The 23,975-nt window shown below is 33.2% G+C and carries 20 protein-coding genes and 1 riboswitch; of the genes, 15 read left to right on the forward strand and 5 right to left on the reverse strand.

Going from position 1 to position 23,975, the window contains the following annotated elements; genetic code table 11:
- Positions 1 to 132: 132 nt before the first annotated feature.
- On the reverse strand, positions 133 to 720 hold the full coding sequence (locus tag EV144_RS02460) for a TetR/AcrR family transcriptional regulator (protein WP_166670529.1): 588 nt from the start codon (positions 718 to 720) through the stop codon (positions 133 to 135).
- Between the two features lie 124 nt (positions 721 to 844).
- Here EV144_RS02460 and EV144_RS02465 point away from each other — a divergent pair, with 124 nt between their 5' ends.
- The 11 genes from EV144_RS02465 to EV144_RS02515 all read left to right on the forward strand — a co-directional run bounded on the left by EV144_RS02465 (position 845) and on the right by EV144_RS02515 (position 11,395).
- On the forward strand, positions 845 to 1,645 hold the full coding sequence (locus EV144_RS02465) for an SDR family NAD(P)-dependent oxidoreductase (protein ID WP_134145843.1): 801 nt from the start codon (positions 845 to 847) through the stop codon (positions 1,643 to 1,645).
- Positions 1,646 to 1,791: 146 nt separating this feature from the next.
- Positions 1,792 to 2,835 (forward strand): SDR family oxidoreductase, encoded by a 1,044-nt coding sequence (locus tag EV144_RS02470; protein ID WP_134145845.1) that lies wholly within the window; start codon positions 1,792 to 1,794, stop codon positions 2,833 to 2,835.
- 5 nt (positions 2,836 to 2,840) lie between these two features.
- Complete coding sequence (locus tag EV144_RS02475) at positions 2,841 to 3,488, forward strand: NAD-dependent epimerase/dehydratase family protein (protein WP_134145847.1); 648 nt, start codon at positions 2,841 to 2,843, stop codon at positions 3,486 to 3,488.
- Between the two features lie 9 nt (positions 3,489 to 3,497).
- Positions 3,498 to 4,286 (forward strand): helix-turn-helix domain-containing protein, encoded by a 789-nt coding sequence (locus EV144_RS02480; protein WP_134145849.1) that lies wholly within the window; start codon positions 3,498 to 3,500, stop codon positions 4,284 to 4,286.
- A gap of 236 nt (positions 4,287 to 4,522) precedes the next feature.
- Entirely contained in the window at positions 4,523 to 5,425 is a 903-nt protein-coding gene (locus EV144_RS02485) for an AraC family transcriptional regulator (RefSeq protein ID WP_134145851.1), read from the forward strand.
- A 105-nt stretch (positions 5,426 to 5,530) separates the two neighbouring features.
- Positions 5,531 to 6,862: a TolC family protein gene (locus EV144_RS02490; protein WP_134145853.1), complete on the forward strand. Its 1,332-nt coding sequence runs from the start codon at positions 5,531 to 5,533 to the stop codon at positions 6,860 to 6,862.
- Between the two features lie 20 nt (positions 6,863 to 6,882).
- Positions 6,883 to 7,926, forward strand: coding sequence for an HlyD family secretion protein (locus tag EV144_RS02495; protein ID WP_134145854.1), 1,044 nt, complete (start codon positions 6,883 to 6,885; stop codon positions 7,924 to 7,926).
- A 2-nt stretch (positions 7,927 to 7,928) separates the two neighbouring features.
- The gene (locus tag EV144_RS02500) at positions 7,929 to 9,521 is read left to right on the forward strand and encodes an MFS transporter (RefSeq protein WP_134145856.1); all 1,593 of its coding nucleotides are present in this window, start codon (positions 7,929 to 7,931) and stop codon (positions 9,519 to 9,521) included.
- A 16-nt stretch (positions 9,522 to 9,537) separates the two neighbouring features.
- Positions 9,538 to 10,140: a TetR/AcrR family transcriptional regulator gene (locus tag EV144_RS02505; RefSeq protein ID WP_134145858.1), complete on the forward strand. Its 603-nt coding sequence runs from the start codon at positions 9,538 to 9,540 to the stop codon at positions 10,138 to 10,140.
- Positions 10,141 to 10,437: 297 nt separating this feature from the next.
- Positions 10,438 to 10,920, forward strand: a complete 483-nt coding sequence (locus tag EV144_RS02510; protein ID WP_134145860.1) for a GNAT family N-acetyltransferase — start codon at positions 10,438 to 10,440, stop codon at positions 10,918 to 10,920.
- A 1-nt stretch (position 10,921) separates the two neighbouring features.
- Entirely contained in the window at positions 10,922 to 11,395 is a 474-nt protein-coding gene (locus tag EV144_RS02515) for a MarR family winged helix-turn-helix transcriptional regulator (RefSeq protein ID WP_134145862.1), read from the forward strand.
- Positions 11,396 to 11,443: 48 nt separating this feature from the next.
- Here EV144_RS02515 and EV144_RS02520 read toward each other — a convergent pair whose 3' ends face one another.
- From EV144_RS02520 to EV144_RS02530, 3 genes are all read right to left on the reverse strand, one after another.
- Complete coding sequence (locus tag EV144_RS02520) at positions 11,444 to 15,271, reverse strand: SIR2 family protein (RefSeq protein WP_134145864.1); 3,828 nt, start codon at positions 15,269 to 15,271, stop codon at positions 11,444 to 11,446.
- Positions 15,272 to 15,320: 49 nt separating this feature from the next.
- The gene (locus EV144_RS02525) at positions 15,321 to 16,295 is read right to left on the reverse strand and encodes an RES domain-containing protein (protein WP_166670530.1); all 975 of its coding nucleotides are present in this window, start codon (positions 16,293 to 16,295) and stop codon (positions 15,321 to 15,323) included.
- Positions 16,296 to 16,613: 318 nt separating this feature from the next.
- Complete coding sequence (locus tag EV144_RS02530) at positions 16,614 to 16,907, reverse strand: hypothetical protein (protein WP_134145868.1); 294 nt, start codon at positions 16,905 to 16,907, stop codon at positions 16,614 to 16,616.
- A 182-nt stretch (positions 16,908 to 17,089) separates the two neighbouring features.
- Positions 17,090 to 17,320, forward strand: a riboswitch (cobalamin riboswitch).
- Positions 17,321 to 17,416: 96 nt separating this feature from the next.
- Between EV144_RS02530 and EV144_RS02535 the strand changes: the two genes are divergently transcribed.
- The 4 genes from EV144_RS02535 (at position 17,417) to EV144_RS02550 (ending at position 23,184) form a co-directional block, all read left to right on the forward strand.
- Entirely contained in the window at positions 17,417 to 19,465 is a 2,049-nt protein-coding gene (locus tag EV144_RS02535; protein WP_134145870.1) for a TonB-dependent receptor plug domain-containing protein, read from the forward strand.
- Positions 19,466 to 19,673: 208 nt separating this feature from the next.
- On the forward strand, positions 19,674 to 20,828 hold the full coding sequence (locus EV144_RS02540) for a DUF5074 domain-containing protein (protein WP_134145872.1): 1,155 nt from the start codon (positions 19,674 to 19,676) through the stop codon (positions 20,826 to 20,828).
- A gap of 23 nt (positions 20,829 to 20,851) precedes the next feature.
- Positions 20,852 to 22,408, forward strand: a complete 1,557-nt coding sequence (locus EV144_RS02545) for a PL29 family lyase N-terminal domain-containing protein (RefSeq protein ID WP_134145874.1) — start codon at positions 20,852 to 20,854, stop codon at positions 22,406 to 22,408.
- A 269-nt stretch (positions 22,409 to 22,677) separates the two neighbouring features.
- Positions 22,678 to 23,184: a hypothetical protein gene (locus tag EV144_RS02550; RefSeq protein WP_134145876.1), complete on the forward strand. Its 507-nt coding sequence runs from the start codon at positions 22,678 to 22,680 to the stop codon at positions 23,182 to 23,184.
- 58 nt (positions 23,185 to 23,242) lie between these two features.
- Here the strand turns inward: EV144_RS02550 and EV144_RS02555 are convergent, their stop codons facing one another.
- Entirely contained in the window at positions 23,243 to 23,962 is a 720-nt protein-coding gene (locus tag EV144_RS02555; RefSeq protein ID WP_134145878.1) for an MBL fold metallo-hydrolase, read from the reverse strand.
- Positions 23,963 to 23,975 lie beyond the last annotated feature (13 nt).

Consider the following 23,975-nt stretch of genomic DNA (forward strand, 5'->3'; position numbering starts at 1 on the left):
AGCCTGACAACCTGAATTGCTTTATTTCTTTATTTCTTATAATGACCCGTCAAATAATAATTCTAAAATCTATATTCTATGCTCTATATTCTATGCTCTATATTCTAAAATCTACATTCTAAAATCTACATTCTAAACTCTAAACTCTAAAATAATCCTCCCCGCATCTTTAGCCAATGTTGCAACTTCTACACTTCTGATTACTTTACTCCTAACGATTGCGCCTTCAAAAAGCATCATAATCTGAAGCGTTAAGTCTTTATAGTTTGGCAAATTACTTTCTTTTAAAGTATCTTCTAAAAGCTGTTGAATTCCTAACGTATAATTATCGCAGCTCGTTTCAATATCTTGTGCTTTGCCTACATATTCCGTTTTGGCATTCATCACAAAACAGCCTTTTGTATTGCCTTTTTCTATGGTTTCTTTTAAGAAATCAAAAATACGAAGCACTTTATCTACTGGTTTGGCGTTTGGATCGCTATTGACAAAACTTGAAATTAAGTCTCCCATAAACGTTTTATAATAATCGATCGTAGCGAGAATTAATCCTTCTTTAGAACCAAAATGTTTGTATAAAGTACGTTTAGAAATTCCTGTCCCTTCCATAACCGTATCTACACCCGTTGCATGAAAGCCGTTTTTGTAAAAAGTATCAAAAGCGTATTTCACCATTTCCTCCCGTTTTAGGGACTTCGCAGAGGTTTCTAAATTATTTTTCATTTTTTTCTTCATTTTATATTGCAAATGTAAACAGTTCTGTATACATTTGCAAGTGTAAACAGATTAGTTTACATTTTGAATTAAAAATAAAGCGTTCAAAATAAATAACTTAAAAACGTATATCATGAAAACAAACAACAAATTAGGTACAGCAGTTGTAACTGGAGCATCATCTGGATTAGGAAAAGTATTTGCTGAAAGATTAGCAAAAAAAGGGTACGATTTGAAATTGGTAGCAAGACGAGAAGAAAAATTAGTAGAACTTGCTGAACAGCTTACCTCAAAATATGGTGTTACCGTTACAAATCTTGTAGCAGATTTAGGTGCTCCGGCAGATTTAGAAAGAGTTGCAACAAATATTCAGAATGATGAAAACATTACCATATTAATTAATAATGCAGGAACTTCTACCCTTGCACCTTCTACACAAACTTCTGTTGCGAAACAAAAAGAAATGATCGATGTAAATATCACTTCTTTAATGTTATTGTCAAACGCGGTTTTACCAGGATTTATCGCTCGTAATGAGGGAACTTTAATCAATATTGGTTCAGTTCTTGGAGCTTTTACTTTGCCAATTAGCAGTGTTTACAGCGGTACAAAAGGTTTTGTTGTTCAATACACAAGAGGATTACAGGAAGAAGTAAAAGGAACTAACATTAAAGTACAATTGGTAAATCCGTCGATTACAGCTACTGAAATCTGGGAAGTTGGCGGTGTTCCGTTATCAGCTTTAGATCAGGCTGCAATTATGACTACCGAAGATTGTGTTGATGCTGCACTTGCTGGATTAGCTGCCGGCGAATTGGCTACTTTCCCTTCTGTACACAATCAGGAATTGATTGATGCTTATGAAGATGCGCGTATTAAATTGTTTACAGGTTCTCAAACCGGAAAACCTGCAGAGCGTTATTTACAAAATTAATTCTTTCCTTTTTCTATTATATCTCAAACCAGAAGTTTATCGCTTCTGGTTTTTTATTTTTGAACTTTCCAGCAAAGCAAAATTGGACTTTACAGCAAAGTATCTAATTGACTTTATATAGAAATTTGCCTTATATAAATAGAGATATGAAAAATCAAAATAATGAAATTCAGGTTCTTGTAACCGGAGGAACTGGATTTGTCGGTATACATTGTATATTACAGCTTTTAGAACAAGGTTATAAAGTAAAAACTACACTGCGTTCTCTGAAGAATCAAAAAGATGTTATTCAGATGCTAAAAAATGGAGGGATTTCTTCTTTCGAAAATTTATCCTTTGTTGAAACCAATCTATCTTCTGATTTAAATTGGGATGAAGCGGTAAAAGATTGTGATTATGTATTGCACGTTGCCTCTCCGATTTCGCTGGCGGTTCCAAAAACGGATGATGAAACTATAAAACCCGCTGTAGAAGGAACTTTGAGAGTTTTAAAAGTAGCAAAAAATGCAGGTGTAAAAAGAGTTGTGCTTACTTCTTCTTTTGCAGCTGTCGGCTACAGTCATAACGATAATGAGCGATTGATTACAGAAGAAGACTGGACAAATCCGGATGATAAACACCTTTCGGCTTATTTAAAGTCTAAAGTTCTGGCAGAAAAAGCAGCCTGGGATTTTATTCAAAATGAAGGAAAGGGTTTAGAACTTTCTGTAATTAATCCGATGGCCATTTTTGGACCTTTATTAAGTGATAAATTATCCAGCGGTCATGATCTTTTAAAACGTTTGTTTGATGGTTCTCTAAAAGCGATTCCGCAAATAGCTTTAGGCATTACAGATGTGAGAGATGTAGCCGATTTACACATTCGTGCTATGCTAAATCCAAAAGCAAATGGACAGCGATTTTTGGCATTGTCAGGCGGAATTCTTACTTTTCCGGAAGTTGCCATGTTGTTAAAACAAAATTTAGGCGCTCAAGGCGAAAAAGTTACCACTAAAATTGCTCCAAACTGGTTAATACGTTTTTTTGCCTTATTTAATGCTGGCGCAAAAAACATTGTACCACAATTGGGCAGAAGAAAAAATGCAAGTAACGAAAAAGCAATATCAGTACTAAACTGGAAACCAAGAACCAACGAAGAAGCAATAATTGCGGCAGGAAAAAGTATGATTCTATATAATATTGTAAAATAAAAAACATGAAAGTAATTATTACAGGTGCAACTGGTATGGTTGGCGAAGGCGTTTTATTAGAATGTCTGGACAATTATGCGGTGAAAAAAGTATTGATGATAAACCGTAAACCTTCGGCAATAAAACATCCAAAACTGGAAGAATTAATTGTTCTGGATTTTATGCAATTAGATCGTTATGCGGATGTTCTTCGCGATTATGATGCTTGCTTTTACTGTGCCGGCGTAAGTTCTGTTGGAATGAATGAGATAAAATATACCTATGTTACTTACGATACGACTTTGGCTTTTGCCAGAACTTTATCTGAAATTAACCCCAATATGGTTTTTAATTTCGTTACCGGAAGCCATACCGATACTTCTGAAAACGGAAAAGTAATGTGGGCGCGCGTAAAAGGTAAAACCGAAAACGATTTGATGAAACTGCCTTTTAGGGGACAATACAATTTTCGTCCCGGATTTATGAAACCCTTTAAAGGACAGCAGAATGTAAAAACCTTTTTTAAGATTATAGTACCGCTTTTTCCTGTTTTATTTCCGAAGAAATCATTGACACTTAAAGATGTCGGACAAGCGATGATTAATACGGTTAAAGAAGGTTATCCAAAACAAATCTTAGAAATAGAAGATATTAAAATTTTAGCTGCGCTTTAATTAAATCTCATGAAAGTATCGCAAATCACCTCTTGTTATATTGGTCCAGAAATTTCTCCGGAACAGTTTATTGCCGAGCATTTCTTCCTGTATTTAATTTCGGGAACAATGATGGTTTATGATGGAAATAAAGAATTTCAAATAAAACCGGGTGATTATGGTCTTGCAAGAAGAAATTATCTGGCTAAATACAATAAACAGAAAATTGGCAATCAATTTGAAAAAGTTATTATTGCTTTTGATCAGGAATTTCTAAAAAACTTTAGCAAAAAATATAATTATACTGCTGTTGAGGAAAAGAAAAGCAACGCTATTCATGTTTTGAAAAAAGATAATCTTATTCAGAATTTTGTAGAATCGCTATCGCCTTATTACGATGAAGACGGGAAAATCAACGAAACTTTCTCTACAGTAAAACGCGAAGAGTTATTATTGATATTACTTAAAACGGAACCGGAATTGGCCAACATTTTTTTTGATTTTGGAATTCCTGAAAAAATAGATCTGGAAGAGTTTATGAATCGAAACTTTAGATTTAATATCAGTTTAGAACGCTTTGCATATTTAACAGGCCGAAGTTTATCTACTTTTAAAAGAGATTTTAATAAAACATTTCATAATACGCCAAGCAATTGGCTCATTCAGAAAAGACTAAATGAAGCTTATTTTCTGATTGAAAAGAAAAACAAAAAACCTTCTGAAATATATTTAGACTTAGGTTTTGAGGATTTATCTCATTTTTCATTCGCCTTCAAAAAACTATTCGGACAGTCACCATCTGCCTTGAGCGAAATTTAAGATTCAGCTTAAATTATATATTTTAAATTCTAAACTACTTTAAATCAATATTTAATTTGATTCAAAGTAGTTTTTTGTTTTATCAAAATCATACTTTCCTCCTATCTATTTGATTCTCAAATTACCGCGATAAAGGAGAAATTAAACACGAATCGTCCATCTTTTTTGTAATTTTATAGTTAAATAAGCGAATCGTCCACCATAAACCGTAATTAGTTAGACAAAACTACTTATTTATGCGCGAAATTTGCACCATACAAATAGAGGTAATCATGAAAGCAGCGGTTCCAATAATAAAATTAAACGAATCTATTTTAGGCGTAAAAATAGAACGTATAAACGATGAGTATATTAATTCGAGAAGAAAAGATGTTGCGAGATCACACCGAAACGAATTTTATATCTGCATTTTATTAGATAAAGGAAAAGTCAATTTTGTAATCGATTTTAAAGAAGTTACCCTTAACGCCAACGGATTGGTAATTTTTGCACCCGGCCAAGTGCTAAGAGTTGTTGAACCTTATAATATTGAAGGCTGGGTTCTTTATTTTGACAGCAAATTGGTTGATGATTTTTCGAGATCAATTTTAGAAGAATCTTTGTATCAGGGACCATTATTAAATCTTTCGCAGGAACAAAAAAAATGGTTTTTTCAATTGATGGAATTATTGTACGATACCTCAGAACTAAACGATATGTCTGCTTTTTACAAACCAACCATGCGCGCTATTGTAATTCCTTTTATTTACAGAATAACTGCTATGTATCAAGCAAGTATAGAACAAAATAAAGAACAGCATTCGCTAAGAAGCAACGCTATTGTAACCTCTTTTAGAAAATTATTACGCCAAAACTACAAAGAGATCAAAAGTCCTCAGGAATACGCCAATATGATGAACCTTTCTTTAGGATATCTTAACGATACGCTAAAACACTTAACCGGAAATACAGTTTCTCATTCTATTCAGGAAGAAGCCATGCGCGAAGCACAGCGTTTATTGTGGTATTCTGAACTGAGCATCAAAGAAATAGCCAGCGCTATTGGCTTTGAAGATCCAAAATATTTCAGCCGGATCTTTAGCAAACTGACTAATAAATCTCCTGCACAATTTAGAAACAGTTATCAAGGCGATCAATAGCAAAATTCGGCTTTAAGTCCTTAAAAATTTACTGATAAAAAAAGACTCCTTTTCTGGGAGCAGGTATTCTCATGCCTTATTTCAACACAATTAAAAACAAAAATAATGAAACCTTTCACTCCTTTTAAATTAATTAGTTTATTGATTTTGTTAGGCTTAAGCATCCCTGCAACAGCACAGCAAGTTGAAAAACAGCAGTATATTTCGCTAAAAGAAGCGATTACAATTGCAAAACAAAATAACAAAACCGTTCAGATTTCGGGCATAGAAGAAAAAGCTTCGCTGGACGATTATAACGATGCCAAAAATTCGATTTTACCCAATATCAATGTTGGCGGTTCTTATCAACGATATTCTAAAATCACTTTGTACGATCACGGTTTAAACGATGCCACACAAATAAGTCGTAAACCAACTCCAGACGCTGCCAATTTAGGACTTGATGTTGCTTTTAATGTTTATTCTGGCGGAAAAAGCAAATCTATTATTGAAGAAAGCGCTTTTAGAAAAGAATTATCTGCCATAAATACCAAAGATCAAACGGGAAATATTGGTTTACAAACTGCGGTGCAATACTTGGATTTGGTTCGTTTACATCATTTTAAAAACCTAATTGAAGACCAGCAAAAAAGAGCCGAAACCAGATTGAAAAACATTACTTCTTTTTACAAAAACCAACGTGTTACCAAAAGTGATTTACTGCGCGCCGAATTGACTTTATCAAATGTTTTGCTAAACAAAACCCAAAACGATAATGATATAGAAATCGTAAACAAAAGACTTTCACTTTTATTAAATACTACAGAACCTGTAACTTTTTTTCCGAGCGATTCTCTGCTTACCAGTAGTTTAAAAGAAATTGTACTTTCTAATAATAAAAACGATGCGGGCAATTCTTATTTGTTTCAAAAAACGGTAATGAATTCTAAAATTCAATCGGCCAGAATCAAAAATATACAATCTAATTATTATCCAACTTTAAGTTTGGTTTCGGGTTATGGCTTCAATTATCCAAACAACTTATTTGTACCGCCTGTCGATCAGATTTATAGCGTTGGTTTTGTGGGTGTTCGATTAAATTATAACATATCGTCTGTCTATCAAAATTCAAATAAAGTAAAAGCGGCAAAAGAAAGATTAAGCGGTATCGAACTTCAAAAAAGCTGGGTAAAAGACAATGTAAACGAAGACATAAACGCTTTGAACATCAAATACGGAGAAGCTTTAAACCGAATTGACGTTACCGATAAATCGATCGAACAAGCAAAAGTCAATTTTGAAATTATCAATACAAAATACCTAAATCAGCTGTCATTATTAACCGATTTATTAGACGCCGATAATTTGTATCAGGAATCAAGATACACTTACGTGAATGCCCAAATCAATGCCTTAATTATTTACTACAGATTGCAATATACTACAGGTAATTTATAACCAATTTAAAACAAAATAAAATGAAAAATTCAACACATAAAAACAGTTTCATCAACAGATTATTATCTGTTATTGCCATAATCATTATCCTTTCCGGAATTATCTATTTCGGGGTTTATTTGGTATCATCGTCAAATAGCGAGGAAACCAATGATGCTCAGGTAGAATCGTACATTAATCCCGTTTCTGCAAGAGCCAGCGGTTACATTACAAAAGTGCTTTTTGAGGAGCATCAGGAAGTAAAAAAAGGCGACACACTCGTTATTCTGGACAACAGAGAATATACGTTTAAAGTGCAGGAAGCCGAGGCAATTCTGGAAGATGCTTATGCGCAGATTCAGGTTTTAGATGCTTCTATAAATGTAGCACAAACCGGAGTTTTAGTAAGCAAAAATCAGATCGCTTCCGCGAAAGCGAGACTTTGGCAGCAAAAACAAGATAATGCAAGATTTCAGAAATTATTAAAAGACGAAGCCGTAACAGGTCAGGAATACGAACAGGTAAAAACCAGATATGACGTTGCCGAAAGTGATTTTAATGCTACAGAAAATGCTTTGCTTGGAAATATTTCTAAAATTAAAGAACTGCAAACCCGTAAAGCTTTATTAAACGCCGACATTAAACGCAAACAAGCCGTTTTGGATTTAGCCAAAGTAAACTTAGGATATACGATAATTACTTCGCCTTATTCTGGAAAAACAGGCCGTAAAAACATCTTAGAAGGACAACAAGTACAATTAGGACAACCTTTGGTTTCTATTGTAAACGAAAACCAAAAATGGATTACAGCTAATTTTAAAGAAACCCAAATGAGCCAGATGCATGTTGGTTCTGCTGTAAAAATCTCGGTTGATGCTTTTTCGGGAAAAACCTACGATGGGAAAATTGAAGCCATTGCAGCTTCAACCGGATCTCGATTTTCACTTTTACCTGCAGATAATTCAACTGGAAATTTTGTAAAAATCATTCAGAGAATCCCTGTGAAAATTGCATTTGTAAACGAAAAAGATATCGAAGAAGTAAAATCTGGAATGAATGTAACGGTAACTGTTCAAAATAAATAATCATGAACTCACATCCTTTTCTTAACGCAAAAGCACTACAATACAAAACGATAACTGTTTTAGTATTAGTCTTAATGTTATTGATTTCCTTATCGCAGTTTGCCCCTTTTGCACTCATCCAAAATCATGTAATGAGTTTTTACGGAGCACAATCTGAAGACATTTCTATGGCGGTTTTGGCCATGTATGCCGGAATTGTAACCATGCTTCCGATTCACTTTCGTTTGTTTCGTTATTTTTCTGCCAGAAACTATTTATTGACTGCTTTTTCTTTAGGAATTGCGCTTAGCATTGCGAGTTATGTAACACAGGATGTGATGGTTTTTATTTTGCTACGATTTTTTCAGGGTACAATTGCGGCGGTTTGTGCCGGAAGTTTGTTGATTATCATTTTCTCTACACAGCCCGAAGCTAAAAAATCGGTTATAGGATCGGCTATTTTCTTTGGTTCAATTTCGGCTATTGCAGTAATTATCGGAGTTTTATCATCTTGGATTACAGTAAATATGAACTGGAATTATATTTATTTTGTTTTGATAGGTTTGCAGATTTTAGCTTTGTTTTTTTCTTTGTTCATTTTTCAATCTAAATTAATACAGCGCCAATATCCGCTCCATCAAATGGATTGGACTGGAACTTTATTTTTTGCCGTTTTTACTACTTCCCTGGCCTACGTTATGATTTACGGCCCAAAACAATATTGGTTTGCCGACGCTAAAATCAGAATCGTTGCTGCAACTAGTTTTATAATGCTTTTATTATTTCTGTACAAACAGTTTACGCTCAAAAGACCATCTATACATTTAAGCGTTTTTAAATACGGAAAATTTCTTTTGGGACTGTTTTTATTGCTTTTGTTTTACGGAATAAAAGATACGATTACTTTAATTTATTCTTACGCGGGCAGTATTTTGGGCTGGAGTGCAACAGATATTGTCGAACTCGGAATTTATAATATCGCAGGAGTTATTCTTGCGATCTGGTTTACAGCCAAAATGATCCTTAAAAACAAACAAAATCTGCCGAAATTACTCATGAGCGGTTTTGTTTTAATGATCCTTTACAATTTATGGATGTATTATTTCCTGACACCAAACTTAGATTTTTCAGATTTGATTCTGCCCGTATTGGTACAGGGAATTGCTTCAGGAAGTATCTTTTTATCGATCATGCTTTTTACACTTTCTGCTGTGCCTCCAACTACCGGAATGACGGGGATTATTGTTTGTGCGTACGCCAGATTTATAGCTTCTTTAAACTCTGTTTCCGGTTTTTATACTTTGCAGCTTAATTATATTCAGCAATATAAAGAAAGTTTTTTGAGTCACTTAACTACGCAGGAATCAACGTTTACAGAACGCAGTACACAATATCAAAGTTTGTTTGTTTCTAAAGGATATACCGCAGAACAAGCCAATCAGTTATCGGTTACTTTAATCAATAAAGCGATGGGAATACAAGGACAGTTATTGACCAACAGAGCAATATTTTTTATTGGCGCGGCTTTAATGCTTTTGGGTTTGGTGGTATTTATTGGTTTTGTTATTTCAAGCAAAGCTATCGCTTACAAAAAACAAAATATTCTCGCTGTTTAATCTTATTTAAAGTAAAATGAACACGCTAAAAAAGCAAAATCAGATTATGGATATTGCAGAAGCTTTATTTTGCAAACACGGATCTAAAGAAACCACCGTAAGACTTATTACTCAGCAAGCCGGAATAAACACGGCAATGCTTAATTATTATTTTAAGTCGAAAGAGAATTTGTTTCTGATGGTTATCGAAAGACGGATTAAACAATTTAAAACCCTCAAAAAAAGTTTACGTCCAAAAGACAAAAGCATTCTGGAAGAGTTTTTAGCTTATACCCAATTCTATATTGATTTAATTGCCAACAATTTACCTTTCTACAGACTAATGATGGCAGAAAAATTACTAAATGAAAACAAAAATGTCGTTAACGCAATCAATCTATTCTTCTACTCCAACATCAAAACGCTAAAAACCATTATCGAAAAAGGCATTCAGGAAAACAAAATCGAAGTCACCGAAATCGAAACTATTCTAATGAATGTTGCCGGAGTTTTGGTTTATGCAATCCTGAAATCTGATGATGTTACTTTTCCTTTGAATGATTTGAATAAATTGAAGTTGCAAGGGCATATTAGGGCGGTTTTGGTGGGGTTTGTTGCGTACAATTTAGAACGCGGATGACAGGGGTTCGCGTTGCGAAGACGCGGATTTACACTGATTTTTTTGTTTCCCGCAGATTTTGCAGATTAAGCGGATTTAATTTTAAATTCATTTCTAATCTGCTTAATCTGCAAAATCTGCGGGAAACAAAATGTACATTTCAAAATAAAAAATCCGCGTAAACCTGCGTTTTTGCGATAGCAAACCCGTGTCATCCGCGTTCTAAATTGTACGCAACAACAAGAATTAAATCTTTTTTATTTGTATATATGTAGTTAACTACGTAGTTTTGTACATATAATTTAATTCCACATAAAAATGCAGATTCAACCCATACAAAACGAATACGAAACAGAAATAGTAGATTTGATTTTAAACATTCAGCAGAAAGAATTTAATGTTCCGATTACGTTAGAAGATCAGCCGGATTTGTTGAACATCAAAAACTTTTATTACCAATCTGGCGGTTGTTTTCTTGGAGCTTTTATCGACGGAAAATTGGTTGGAACTATTGCTTTGGTAAAATTCAGTCCCGAAGCTGGAGCGATCAGAAAAATGTTTGTGAGAAAAGAATTTCGAGGCAAAGAATTCGGAATTGCAAAACAACTTCTGGAACAGTTAATTGCTTTCTGCAACCAAAACGGAATCAAAAACCTATATTTGGGAACGGTTGCCATACTGGAAGCTGCGCTGCGCTTTTACGAAAAGAACGATTTTAACCGAATAGCAAAAGAAGCGCTTCCGGAAAATTTTCCGTTAATGAAACCCGATAATGTATTCTGTCATTTAGCACTAAAATAAAATGAATATAATTGACGAAATTGGCATTCTCGCCATCTCAACAAGATTACAACGCCTGAGCGAACAACTTCGCAAAGACGGCGCGCTGATTTATAAATCTTTTGATATTGATTTTGAACCCAAATGGTTTCCTGTAATTTACACCCTGCATATCAAAGAAATGCTGAGCGTGGTAGAAATTGCCACCGAAATTGGCTACAGTCATCCTTCGACGATTAGTTTACTTAAAGAATTGGAAAAGCAAAAAATCATCAGTTCTAAAAAAGACAAACTCGACGAAAGAAAACGCCTGATTGTCTTAACCGCAAAAGGCAAAGAACTGGTCTCGAAAATGCAACCCGTTTGGAGCATCATGAAAGACACTTTAAACGAAATCACCGATAATCAAAACAATCTTCTAAAAGCGATTGAAGAAACGGAATTGAAATTGGCGAGGCAGGGATTTTTTCAGCGGGTTGAGGGGTTGAAGGGGTAATTTTTTCTCTGTTAGTAATCCTTTTTCTTGTTATCTCCATTAGTCAAATTAATTAAAAAATTCTTTCTTTTTAAAAGATTCTATAAATTCAGACACTTTTGAATCATCTCCAAATATTTTAAGATATGAAATTCCAATAATTACCAGCTGTTTGCGGACAAAAGGAATTTCAACATTTTTAGGGTAGTCTTTTGAATATTTATCAAGTATCAATTTAAGTACGTTTTTATGAGACAAAAACAAATCTTTATTCGATTCCTCACTAATCCATACGGCAATGTAATTCAAAATAGCCTCTAATGCTACTCCATTTTGAAAAAGCAATCTATTTAAGAGCAATTGCAGATTTTCATTTACTTCGGTTGGTGATATTTTATCTTCAATCAAGTTTGATAACTCTGATAAAGCATTAATAATATTCGTTTTATCATCAGATATAAAAGCATTACCAATTGTATTATAGTCTTCTTTTAAATTTAAATAGCTATGTATTTTTTCTTTCGTTTTCTTATAACCTCTAATTTCATTTAATAGATTGCTCTCAACTTCTAAAAATGATAACATTTCTTTAAACATAAACTCGAAATCTGTATCGGTGTCTCTTAGCTTCCATTTATCGATTTTATCAAGTTCTAATAACATTTTTTTATAAATTAATTTCGCTTCGGATTTAGTCCAAATTTTATCATTATTAAAAATCGACAAACTTAAAAAGTTATATCCTAAACTTAACGATTTAGGTGAATTAAACCCTGTGTTAAAAACAAGATCACTATCTAAAAGTCCTTTTTTGAATTGATTAATTAAATCTTCCTTGCAGAAATAGTATAAAATTCTCCATGCTCCTGGATCTTTTATCTCTTTAAATTTAATTTTTTTTAATTGTTCTTTTACTTGTAATTGTTGTAAAGGTGTTAGCTTTGAATTTAAATTTCCAAAAACAAATATCAGATTTTCATTTTTTTCTATTTGAAATATTAGTTCATTAATTCTTTTTGAAATGGCTTTATTCTGAATATTTATATTTTTAAAAGAATCATTATGAACAATATTGTATAAAAAATTGATTGAGTTACTTTTTTCAAAATTATTAAGACAGCTTAATATAATACTGTTAAACGTTATTTTATTTTTAATAATCTTTATAGCCTCTATAACAAAAATATACTCTTCATTACGACGATCATCAAAAGAAAATTTTTGAAATTCAGATTTTTTCCAAATTAAAAGAAATTTAGACTCCCAAATTTTAGGATGCACAGCAACGAATAGCTCAGAACAGAAATAAAGTATGGATTTTTTAAATTTCCACGGAAGTTCATCTTTTAAATAAATAACTAATAAGTCTCTTAAAATTTGTTTTTTGTAGTCGCCTAATTCATCAGAATAAGCATAATCTTGGCCTATCCTTCTTATTACTTTTTCAGTTGAATATTGAAGGCTATAAAATAAACATGGAATCGGAAATTCTTCAAAAATAATTTTACACACCTCATACCATTCTTCAGCAGATTTTAAAGCATAATAGCCCGTTAAAGGAAGACCTAGTTCTAGTAATAATTGAATAAACTGTATTGATTTTGCCCTTTTACTAATATCATTAGACAATATTGTTTCATTAAACAATGAAAACCTTCCTGCTCCATAACGATCAATCTTTTGTGGCTTTATTTTTAAATCATCAACAATACTTTTAAATTGCTTATCAATTCCTTTAAATCCTTTACTTTCTAAAATGGTAATATATGAGTTTATCTTATTTCTTTTAACAGAATTTAAATTCTGATCATAATAAATTATAGCCTGAAAATAAAATAATAGTTCTTCTGCACTACTTTTTTCAAAAACTGTTTTATTTGAACTTAAATACTCTGCAGCACTTTTAAGATCTAGTAAAGCTATTAAACCAGATTTTTTTAATATATATTCTGCTTTACTAGGAGACCATGAATCTAATTCTAATTTCATGCTTTTAAAATCAAATGAAAAAGCATAAAATAAAGCTTTTTCATATTTTAAAATATCATTATTATTCAGTTTTTTTGCTAAAGATAAAAATTGAGTTTTATCATAATAAAGAAGTAATCCTCTTAACTTCAAAAAACTAAATCTGCTCTTCTCATCTTCTGTTAACAGGAAACTTTCTAAAAATAAAACCTCTTCAGAATTCCAGAAACCTTCTATAGGCAACATTAAATCTTCAATAGCAATTAAGATTAAATCAAAAATCTTTTTTTGTTTTATAATATCACTTTTTGAATCATTCAAAAGTTTAACCGAAAATTGGAGTAGACTAACTTTGCTACGTGAAAAGATAAAATTATTTGACTTTATACGTGAACAATTTCTGTTTTCTACAATAACATTATAATGTTGAAGTATCTCATCTATTAATATTTTAATTTCATCTGGAGCCTTTGAAATTATTTTAGATGTACTTATAGAACTCCACTCATTTGCATATCTTGAAGAATTATATTGTTGAATAAATAAATCTGGAGTTTCAAAATTTTCTTCCTTCAAATAAGAAAATAATAAATTGAGAAGTGCTTTTTTTCTATCTATTTTTTTATTTAACTTTAATCCAGTTTCATCTTCCATAAACTGAATTATCAAATCATCATCTAATGCAATTTTACATATTCTGAAATTCTCATAAAAAAGCTCCTTTTCATCTTCACCTTTATTTTTACTTACTTCAATTAAATAAATTTTATAATTTTTTTTGCTTTCTCCATTTCTTTCAAGAACATCGCGAACCCATTTTATCCATTCTAAAAAATTTGGGTCAACACCAGAAAAACCAATTAAACAATAAGATTCCTGCAAAAGTGAGATTCTCATTAATTGAGTAAATGCTTCATGCTTTTGAGGATATAAATCATAATCTTCCTTAGATATAACATAATGACTTCTTATATCATTATCAAAACCATAAGGATCTTTATCCTTCCTTATGGATCCATGCAGTTTAATGATATTTCTATTTCGCTTAATTGCTAAATCTGAAGAGTGAACAACAGTCTTTAGGCATTTTTCTATTTCCTTTTGAATTTTAAGTAATTCAATATTGTTTTGTTTTATAGAGCTTTCAATTCTAATCAATTCATATTCTGCTTGTTTTATTTCATTTTTTTTTGCATTAATTTCAGAATTAGACGATTGTATTGGCGTTGTTAATGTACTTACTGTATTACTAACTACATTATTTAAACTTTCGTTTTCCTCCATCAAATTAAGTATATCTTCTTGTTCTATTTTAAATGTACTAAAATGGATTAAATCATTAAATAATTTTTCATTTTTCTCTTCAATTGTTTTTTTAATAAGAAGGAGCTTCTCTTCATTTGTTTTGTCATTAGACAATTCAAGCATTTCATCATAATTCGTAGTGTAAATATTATTCCAAGGAAGATTGATTAAAGATGAATGAAGATCAAGCATTGAATCTGTTAACTCAACTTCATTATTTTTACCTTGACATCTATTTACAATATATCGTTTACTGTCTTTTTCGATGACTTTCGGAGTTTTATCTTCAATGTATGTTGATATTGCCTCTTGAAATCCTTTACGATTAATATATTGGGTCACCAAATCTAAATAACCTACACTATCTATAAAATCACCTATTGCATCATCGATAAATTTTTTCTTAGGACTACGTTTTTTGACTGGTATATTTAAATAAGCTTTCTCGATCTCTTTACCATTCAAAAAGTAAGCCATGTCAAATAATAATTCCCACCATGATGGAAACATGTTATGAATATTTTTCCCAAAACCAGCCCCCACTAACACAGACATTTGTTTGCTTTCAAGTTTAGATTTTAGATTCTTTAAATTTTCAGTTGCAAAAGAAGGCTTATGATTCATAATGAGTATAATTGTATGAATTTTATAGTAAGTAATTTAATTAATAAAGTTATTTTGTGAATTCAAATTTAAAATCGTCCTTAATGAAACTTTTAAAATCCAATTTTACATTTTTCTGATACTGTTTATCCTTTGGGTCTAAATTTTTCCAGAATATTACATTCTTTTTGATATCTCCATATTTATGGAAAGTGAGAGCAAACTGCCCGCTTTCTTCATCATAACTTTGCAGTTCAACAATGTAAAATCTTTTTACCCTCATATGATTATCTACGAAATTTGGATTAATTGCAAAATTAACTCCTTGCATTAAAGTTTGAACACTTGGGTACATTAAAATATCCGTACACAAATTATGATTTCCATATATTCTTCTATGAGCAAAAGAAGCTGAAAGAGAATATCCTTTATCATTTATAAACTGACTATCAATATATTTTAAAAATTCTGTGATACCTTCTTTCTGTTCTATTGGTAATAAATCATCAAACGGCTCACTAACTTTTTCTATTAACGCTTTTGCTAATAAATCAAAAGTATTTTTTGGATGTAAAGGGGATTGAAGAAAATTTTCAAAAACAAATGTCTGTCGAGAATTTATTTCCCAAGATGAAATACAAAATCTTTTCCCTTTATAATCTGATTCCCTTACAACTTCTGCAAGTGCTGTAACAGGATTATTAGAACCGTAAAAGACAGGATGTTTAGGAAAATTGCATCTTCCAAGTTTTGTAAAAGCTGCTGGTGGATATGAGTGTTCTGTAAACAAATTAAAATTAGCAGACTCCGTAACTTCTCTTACTCTAAATATTCCAAAAGGAAAATCTCTAGGTTTTAGTAACATCAAAAAATTAGGAAACTTTCCTAATTCACTAGTAATTTGCGTTGAAATAGTTTGAATGAATTTTTCAATATCATCATTCTCTTTAAATTCTGGCCACCCAAGTTTTTGAAATTTTTTAATTGCTATTTTTACTGTTTCAATATCAGCAAAATTTTCACTTTCTTTACTATTATTCTCCATGAAATCTACATTTATAGCAAATAAAATTATAAACATTATTATTTTTTTATAACTCTATACTGTCAAAATTTTTATTATTTAATTCTACATTTCTTTGGCAATATAAATTAATTTTATAACATTAAGCAAACGTAATTATACTTGTTTTTTATTTCAATTCTACTATATCTATATAATCTCATTATCTATATAATCTCATTCTGTGGAACATTCATCACTAAAATTTGAAATTACTATACTCGAAAATTGATACAAAATTCAAAGTGGTTATTCGGAATTCCCGAACAACCACTTTTCTTTTTAAAAATACCTAATCCACTAACTCAACCCACGCAACTCATCCAACAACTCCATCTCAGACTCCGGCAAAAGTTGCAAAGCCATCTCTAACAAAATCAAAACATTCGTTCCGCTTTCAGATAAATTAGAAGCATCATATTGAAGTGTAGAAATACACGTTTTAAGCAATGAAAAAACCATTTGATATAATTCATGATAGGATGATATTTTTATTGGGGTTTCAAACGAGTTTTCATTATCTAGTTTAAGTTTTGTAAAATAGTTTCTTTCTTCAATTAATTTCAAAACTGCTTCTCTTTGTTGTATTTTCATAAGTTTAAATCTGATTTCTAAAATGTTTATATCAATTTAAATTACCTTTTTCGGCATTTCAAATTTTGCATTTTATTTATTCAAAACGGTTATCACATATGATAACTGTTCATAAATCCTTCTTAAAACTTCTAAAAACAATATTTTCCTAAAAAAATCTTAAAACCCCAATCTCTTTTCTGTACATTTGCACCCGCAATGGTTCAGCTCCGTTTTTCGGCGTAGTTGATTAAAAGGGAATCAGGTGCAAATCCTGAACAAGCCCGTTACTGTAAGTTCCATGCAACATTTTGACAGACTTTTTGCTTTATGCTCAGGTCTTATCTTTTGCCACTGCATTTTTTTCTAAAATGTGGGAAGGCGGTTCAAAATGGGAATAAGTCAGGAGACCTGCCTATGCATTACATTTTAAGCTTTCGCGGATCAGAGCTTTAAAAACACAATGATCAAATAAGATTTGATTTCGATTTTTATCGTAAAAACTATTTATTAAAATAGAATGTTTTTTTATGCACTTATGTAAACATAGGCGGTTATGCCTTATACATGGTGGATTATGCCTGTTGGTATGGATTTTATTTTCGAATCCCGTACTGGCGCAGGAAAATCCTGTGGCTAAAAAAGAGTCTGACTCTCTAAAAGCCCATCCATTAAAAGAAGTTGTTCTTACAGCAAGCAAACGCGAATTTAAACTAGAATCGCCAATGCCTGTGCAGATCTTGTCTGGAAAACAGCTCGAGAAACTCAACAGTTTATCGGTTGCAGATGCAGTGCGTTATTTTTCGGGTGTTCAGCTGAAAGATTACGGTGGCATCGGCGGACTCAAAACCATCAACGTTAGAAGTTTGGGAAGCGCGCACACAGCGGTTTTCTACGACGGAATGAGTGTACGAAATGCCCAAAACGGACAAGTTGATTTAGGTCGTTTTTCACTGGATAATATAGAAGCAATCGAACTTTACAACGGTCAGAAATCTACCATTTTTCAGCCCGCGCGTGGTTTCTTTGCATCCAATACACTTTATCTAAAAACCAAAGCGCCGGAATTTTCGGCAGGAAAAAATTATAAGATAAAAACCGCCATCAAAACCGGATCGTTTGGACTTTTTAATCCTTCGGTTTTGTATCAGCAGAAATTGTCGAATGCCGTTTCACTTATTGCCAGCACAGAATGGATAAAAGCCGATGGAAAATACAAATACCGTTATCAGAAAACGAATGGTTACGATACAACTGCCGTTCGCCAAAATGGAGATATTGAGGCACTTCACAGCGAATTGACATTTCACGCAAAAGTCGGTCAAAACGGACAAGCATCGCTAAAAGGGTATTATTACGATTCAGAACGCGGACTTCCGGGCGCTATTGTCGCCAACAATTACGATCACGTACAGCGACAATGGGATCGCAATTATTTTGTACACGCTTCGTTTCAAAATTCGTATCAGGATAAGTACGAACTTCTTGCCAATGTAAAATTCAGCAGAGATTACAGCCGTTATATCGATCCCGATTTTAAAACCCTCGAAGGCGCGTTAGACAATAAATACTATCAAAACGAAATTTACGCTTCGGTTGTCAATCAATATAAAATAAAGAAATGGTGGAAGGTTTCGCTGGCGACAGATTTATCGATCAATACGCTCGACGCCAATTTGTACCGTTTCCCCTATCCTACCCGATACACCTATTTGGGCGCACTTTCTACCGAAATGAATTGGGAACGTCTTGACATTCAAGCCAATTTACTGGGCGCTTTTGTAGACGAACAAGTTAAATATTATCAGCAGGGTGATAATCAGAATGTTTTTTGTCCTGTGGTTTCGGCTTCTTATCAGCCTTTTGATATTAAAAGCTTCAGAGTTAGGGCATTTTACAAAGAGTCTTTTAGAATGCCGACTTTCAATGATTTGTATTACACTTTTATCGGAAATAGCAATTTAAAACCCGAATTTACAACGCAATACAATTTCGGAACAACTTATATTATTGAACCAAAAAAAGTCATGCAGTCGGCTTCTTTTCAGGTCGATATTTATTACAATCGTGTAAAAGACAAAATTATAGCCATGCCCTCAGCCAATCTTTTTAGATGGACGATGATGAATCTGGGCGAAGTTGATATTAGAGGTTTAGAACTCAATTCGAATTTTATTTTCAGACTTCCCGAAGAAATTTTCCTGGATTTAGGCATTAGTTATACCTATCAAAAAGCAATCGACATTACGCCAAAAGGCACAACTTACGGAGATCAAATTCCGTACACGCCAGAAAACAGCGGTACACTAACTTCATCTATCAACTGGAAAAACTGGCAGTTCAATTACAGTTTTATATATACGGGTGAAAGATACAGTCAGAAAGCCAATATTCCTGTCAATTATGTAAAGCCTTGGTACACCAGCGATTTAGCTTTAATCTGGGACGGAAAACTGGCTAAACTTCCAGTTAAATTAAGCGGTGAAGTCAATAATGTTTTTAATCAATATTATGATGTGATTCTCAATTTTCCGATGCCGGGACGCAATTATCGTATTAATCTGGCTGTGACTTTTTAAAATATAGAATTATGGATAAACGGCACCTCATTTTTGACGCGGATGACACGGATTTGCTATCGCAAAGACGCGGATAAAAACTGATTTTAAATATATAAAAGTGAAAAAAAATCCGCGATAATCCGCGTCTTCGCAACGCGAATCCGTGTCATCCGCGTTCAAATTAACCGCATCAAAAAAATATTAATAATTAAGTAAATATCTAACTATGAAAACAACATACAAATTTTGGCTGATTTTGTCTTTCGCCATTCTTGGGCTTCAAAGCTGTCAAAAAGACGACGACATTATTCCCGAAGAAGAAGTGGTACTTCCACCGGAAACGGTTACGACTGTCGAAGGCTTTTATCTTCTTAACGAAGGAAATATGAACATGAACAAGGCTTCGCTCGATTATTACGATTATGCAACCGGAACCTACAGACGTAATGTTTACGGACAGGCAAATCCGGAAGCGACTTTGGGCTTGGGTGATGTTGGAAACGACATTGGCGTTTACGGTTCTAAAGTTTATGCCGTAATCAACAACTCGAACAAAGTCGAAGTTATGGACGCCAAAACATCAAAACGTCTTAAAGTAATTGATGTAAAAAACTGCCGAAGCGTAATTTTTGCCAACGGAAAAGCTTTTGTAAGCGCTTATGATGGCGAAGTAGAATTGGGTGATAATTCTCCGAATGGTTTTGTGGCCGAGATTGACACAACGTCACTTGCGATTACAAGAAGCGTAAAAGTCGGTCGTCAGCCGGAGGAAATGGCAGTTGTGGGCAGTAAATTATATGTTGCCAATTCAGGAGGTTATAGTCCGCCGAATTATGAAAAAACGGTTTCTGTTATCGATTTGCAGACTTTCACCAAAACAAAAGATATTGAAGTTGCTATAAATCTTCACCGACTAAAAGCTGATACCGACGGAGATTTGTATGTGAGTTCACGTGGCGATTATTATGACATTCCATCCAAACTATATGTGATCAATACTAAAACCGATGCCGTAAAAAAAGTATTCGATATTGCCTGCGCTAACATTACTATTGCTGGCGATCGTGCGTATGTTATTGGCTCTGAGTTTAGTTATACCACTTTTGAGAACGTCATTACGTATTCGATGATTGATGTTAAAAACGAAATCCTGCTTTCGGATACTTTTCTTCCAAAATCCGTTAGCGACGAAATTAAAACGCCTTACGGTTTGGCTGTTGATCCCGTTTCTAAAAATGTATATGTAACCGATGCCGGAGATTATGTTTCGCCAGGAAAATTGTATTGCATCGATAAAGACAAAAATGTAAAGTTTACAGTAACGACGGGAGATATTCCGGCACATTTTGGCTTTAAAACCAAAACCACTATCAAGAATTAATTAACCTTTTTAAATATTTTACAATGAAGAAAATTTTACTTGCCTTATCTGTTATCCTGCTTCTTTCAGGTTGCTATAAAGATGATATTAACGATCTAAAAAACGACGTTAATGGTCTAAAAGAGAGAATGGCACAATACGAAAATCTATTAGATGTCTTAAATAAACGCCTTTACGTAACAAGTTATGAAACCAAAGACGGCAGCTACGTAATTACCATGAGTGACGGTACTAAACTAGCAGTTCGAAATACTTCTTCTTTCATCAAAATTGGAGAAAACGGCAATTGGTGGATTGATGGGGTTGATACCGGAAATGCTGCCAAAGGAGCAACGGGCGCAACAGGAGAAGCACCAAAAATTGCTATTGGGAAAAATGGAAACTGGATCATCAATGACGTTGATACTGGAGTTTCGGCATCGGGACAAAAAGGAAAAGATGCAGCTGATATTATTTCGGTATCATTAACAGAAGGAATCATGACGTTTACTTTTGCCGATGGAAGAACGATTAGCATTGTGGCAAGTCCACCGGATATTGCTTTAACAGTTCCATCTGGTGGTTTTTCCGTAGATAAAATGCAGTGGTTCAGCTTACAGCCAAAACTTACTAATGCTTCTGGTGCGACTTACAAATGGTTGGTAAACAATGAAGAAGTATCTGCTACAATCGATTTATTTTCTGTTTTTGCAACTGCAGGAACATATAACGTTGAATTTAAAGCTAAAAATGGTGTTGGAGAAAACACGAAAGCTTTTACGGTAACGGTAAATGAAAAAACGTATGTAAACGGGATTAAACAAATTTTTGACTTTTTCCCTGCACCGGGACAATTTACAAACGAATTGCCTGCAGCGACTGCAACAGATACCGATGAAACGATGCTCCAAAAAGCAGAGAAAAACTTAACTACTGGAAGTATGGTAAGTCTTGGAGGCTTTGGAGGTTATGTTGTTATGGGCTTCGATCATACCATTATCAATAAAGAAGGAAACGATTTTGTGGTTTTAGGAAATGCCTTTGCCAATTGGGCAGAACCGGGAATTGTAATGGTTTCTTATGATGCCAATAACAACGGAAAAGCGGATGACGAATGGTACGAAATCGCAGGTTCTGAACACAATAAAGAAACGACTATTAAGAACTACGAAATCACATATTACAAACCAGAAACTGAACCTGCAAATCCGAGTGAGCCGAATTATATCAAATGGACGGACAATCAGGGACAAACCGGATTTGTGTCTAAAAATGCTTTCCACAAACACACTTTTTATCCATTGTGGAAAGGAACTACGGTTACTTTTAAAGGTACTTTCTTAAAATCTAATATTTATGATAAATCGACTAACGGTACCAATTGGGCAAATCCTGCTTACGACTGGGGTTATGTTGACAATTGGGCAAATACTGATGTAAAAGGTCAAATCGATATTAGCTGGGCGGTAAATTCTAAAGGAGAATCTGTAAAACTAAAAGGTATCAACTTTATTAAAGTGTACAACTCAAACCGTGCTGAAGGCGGATGGTTAGGAGAAGTTTCTACAGAAGTTTCTGGATTTAAGGATTTGAATTTGTAATAATTTAAACCTTAAGAATTGTTTATTGGAACAAAAAGCTTCAGAGAAATCTGGGGCTTTTTTGGTTTTCGCCAATCTTGTCATTGCGAGGAACGAAGCAATCTCATTTGCAAAATCAAACTATGCGCAATTGTAGTGAGATTGCTTCGTTCCTCGCAATGATAAAATGAACGCCATTACGACTAACAAATGCGACATTTCATCCTTAAATTTCAACAGTAATATGCGGAACTTTGTATGGTTTAGTAACACTTATAAATAAAAAAATCATGTCAAAAGTTGCACAATTTGTAGTTATTCTGGATGCCAATTCCAGATGGATGGAAAGTCAGGCACTTCACTTTTATTCTAATTTATTTTCATCTGATGATTTAGGCGAAAAATATGTTGCCGAAAATCTTTCTGTTTCAAAATTTATCAAAATTCAAAATAATTTTTCGGTCGAAGTATTAATGGTCAATGATGATGAAACGCCGTTGTCTTTTATGCAGTTGAATTCTTCGAGACTTTCAAATCAAAATCTCGGAACTAATAAACCAATCGGGATCGATCATATTGTTTATTTTAATGCCGAAGAAATAATATTGCTTTTTAATCGTGCCGAAGTTATTGCAAAACAAAGAAAACACGATTTAATCTGGGTAAAAATCTTTGAAGCCGATATTATTTTAAAAGAAACCCTGCAATCTCTTGATTACACACCATTTGATTATGAAGGTGATATTCCGAATAATGTAGATCAGAAACAAATCTATTTTAGAAAAGAAATACAATAAAAAAAGGATGTGCGGACAAATTGCTGCTTACTATTTCTCCGCACATCTAATATTTACATTATAAAGTTAAAACTGAGATTTGCATATCGTGATACAAAAGAATCTTCCAGTTTTCTTCTTTGGCTTGTTTTTCCCAAAGCTGACGAAGTTCCATTGCCTTTCTTCCGTCAAAATCACTTTTATAGGCAATATGCAGTTTTAGATAACCGCGCTGCGGAAGATTATCGGCTCCGTAAAAAATGATTTCACCATCTTCTTTTATCCAGAAAACCTGATGAAAAGGCGTATGTCCGCCCGTAACTTCAAAAGAAATCGCTGGGGTAATATTCCCGTTGTCTTCCTCCATCCAATTTATATTGGCAGTTTGTTTTAATCGCTCTAAAACATCCAGATCAAAAGAAGGATTTCCGGTTTGTGTTAAAGCATAATCAAATTCTCTTTTCTGAATGTAAATTACAGCATTCGGGAAAGTAAGTTCATTTGTATTGATATCCAGGAACAATCCGTCAACATGGTCTTTGTGTACATGCGATAAAAGTACTTTTGTAATATCAGTTCGATTGATATTTTCCTGATTTAGTAATTGTTCTACAACCAATTTACCACCTTCTTTCCAGCCATTTCCACCATCGAGCATAACATAATCTTCATTCGTTATGATCAAAAAAGGCTGAATTGCCATTTTTAAACTAAGTGAGTTGTCGACTTCGCTAAGCAATGCAAATTCTTTGTTTTTATTGACTAAAAAATTGCCTTCTTTTAATGGTATAATTCTCAAAATGTAATTTGTT

This window comes from Flavobacterium sp. 270, assembly GCF_004368785.1.
Lineage (GTDB): Bacteria > Bacteroidota > Bacteroidia > Flavobacteriales > Flavobacteriaceae > Flavobacterium.

Excerpts from the sequence above, each read along its gene's own strand:
- EV144_RS02470 (WP_134145845.1), top strand. The coding sequence starts at position 1,792 with ATGAAAAATCAAAATAATGAAATTCAGGTTCTTGTAACCGGAGGAACT.
- EV144_RS02550 (WP_134145876.1), top strand. The coding sequence starts at position 22,678 with ATGTCAAAAGTTGCACAATTTGTAGTTATTCTGGATGCCAATTCCAGA.
- EV144_RS02500 (WP_134145856.1), top strand. The coding sequence starts at position 7,929 with ATGAACTCACATCCTTTTCTTAACGCAAAAGCACTACAATACAAAACG.
- EV144_RS02530 (WP_134145868.1), bottom strand. The coding sequence starts at position 16,907 with ATGAAAATACAACAAAGAGAAGCAGTTTTGAAATTAATTGAAGAAAGA.
- EV144_RS02510 (WP_134145860.1), top strand. The coding sequence starts at position 10,438 with ATGCAGATTCAACCCATACAAAACGAATACGAAACAGAAATAGTAGAT.
- EV144_RS02495 (WP_134145854.1), top strand. The coding sequence starts at position 6,883 with ATGAAAAATTCAACACATAAAAACAGTTTCATCAACAGATTATTATCT.
- EV144_RS02480 (WP_134145849.1), top strand. The coding sequence starts at position 3,498 with ATGAAAGTATCGCAAATCACCTCTTGTTATATTGGTCCAGAAATTTCT.
- EV144_RS02535 (WP_134145870.1), top strand. The coding sequence starts at position 17,417 with ATGCACTTATGTAAACATAGGCGGTTATGCCTTATACATGGTGGATTA.
- EV144_RS02520 (WP_134145864.1), bottom strand. The coding sequence starts at position 15,271 with ATGAATCATAAGCCTTCTTTTGCAACTGAAAATTTAAAGAATCTAAAA.
- EV144_RS02515 (WP_134145862.1), top strand. The coding sequence starts at position 10,922 with ATGAATATAATTGACGAAATTGGCATTCTCGCCATCTCAACAAGATTA.
- EV144_RS02460 (WP_166670529.1), bottom strand. The coding sequence starts at position 720 with ATGAAAAATAATTTAGAAACCTCTGCGAAGTCCCTAAAACGGGAGGAA.
- EV144_RS02525 (WP_166670530.1), bottom strand. The coding sequence starts at position 16,295 with ATGGAGAATAATAGTAAAGAAAGTGAAAATTTTGCTGATATTGAAACA.
- EV144_RS02540 (WP_134145872.1), top strand. The coding sequence starts at position 19,674 with ATGAAAACAACATACAAATTTTGGCTGATTTTGTCTTTCGCCATTCTT.
- EV144_RS02490 (WP_134145853.1), top strand. The coding sequence starts at position 5,531 with ATGAAACCTTTCACTCCTTTTAAATTAATTAGTTTATTGATTTTGTTA.
- EV144_RS02475 (WP_134145847.1), top strand. The coding sequence starts at position 2,841 with ATGAAAGTAATTATTACAGGTGCAACTGGTATGGTTGGCGAAGGCGTT.
- EV144_RS02465 (WP_134145843.1), top strand. The coding sequence starts at position 845 with ATGAAAACAAACAACAAATTAGGTACAGCAGTTGTAACTGGAGCATCA.
- EV144_RS02505 (WP_134145858.1), top strand. The coding sequence starts at position 9,538 with ATGAACACGCTAAAAAAGCAAAATCAGATTATGGATATTGCAGAAGCT.
- EV144_RS02485 (WP_134145851.1), top strand. The coding sequence starts at position 4,523 with ATGCGCGAAATTTGCACCATACAAATAGAGGTAATCATGAAAGCAGCG.
- EV144_RS02545 (WP_134145874.1), top strand. The coding sequence starts at position 20,852 with ATGAAGAAAATTTTACTTGCCTTATCTGTTATCCTGCTTCTTTCAGGT.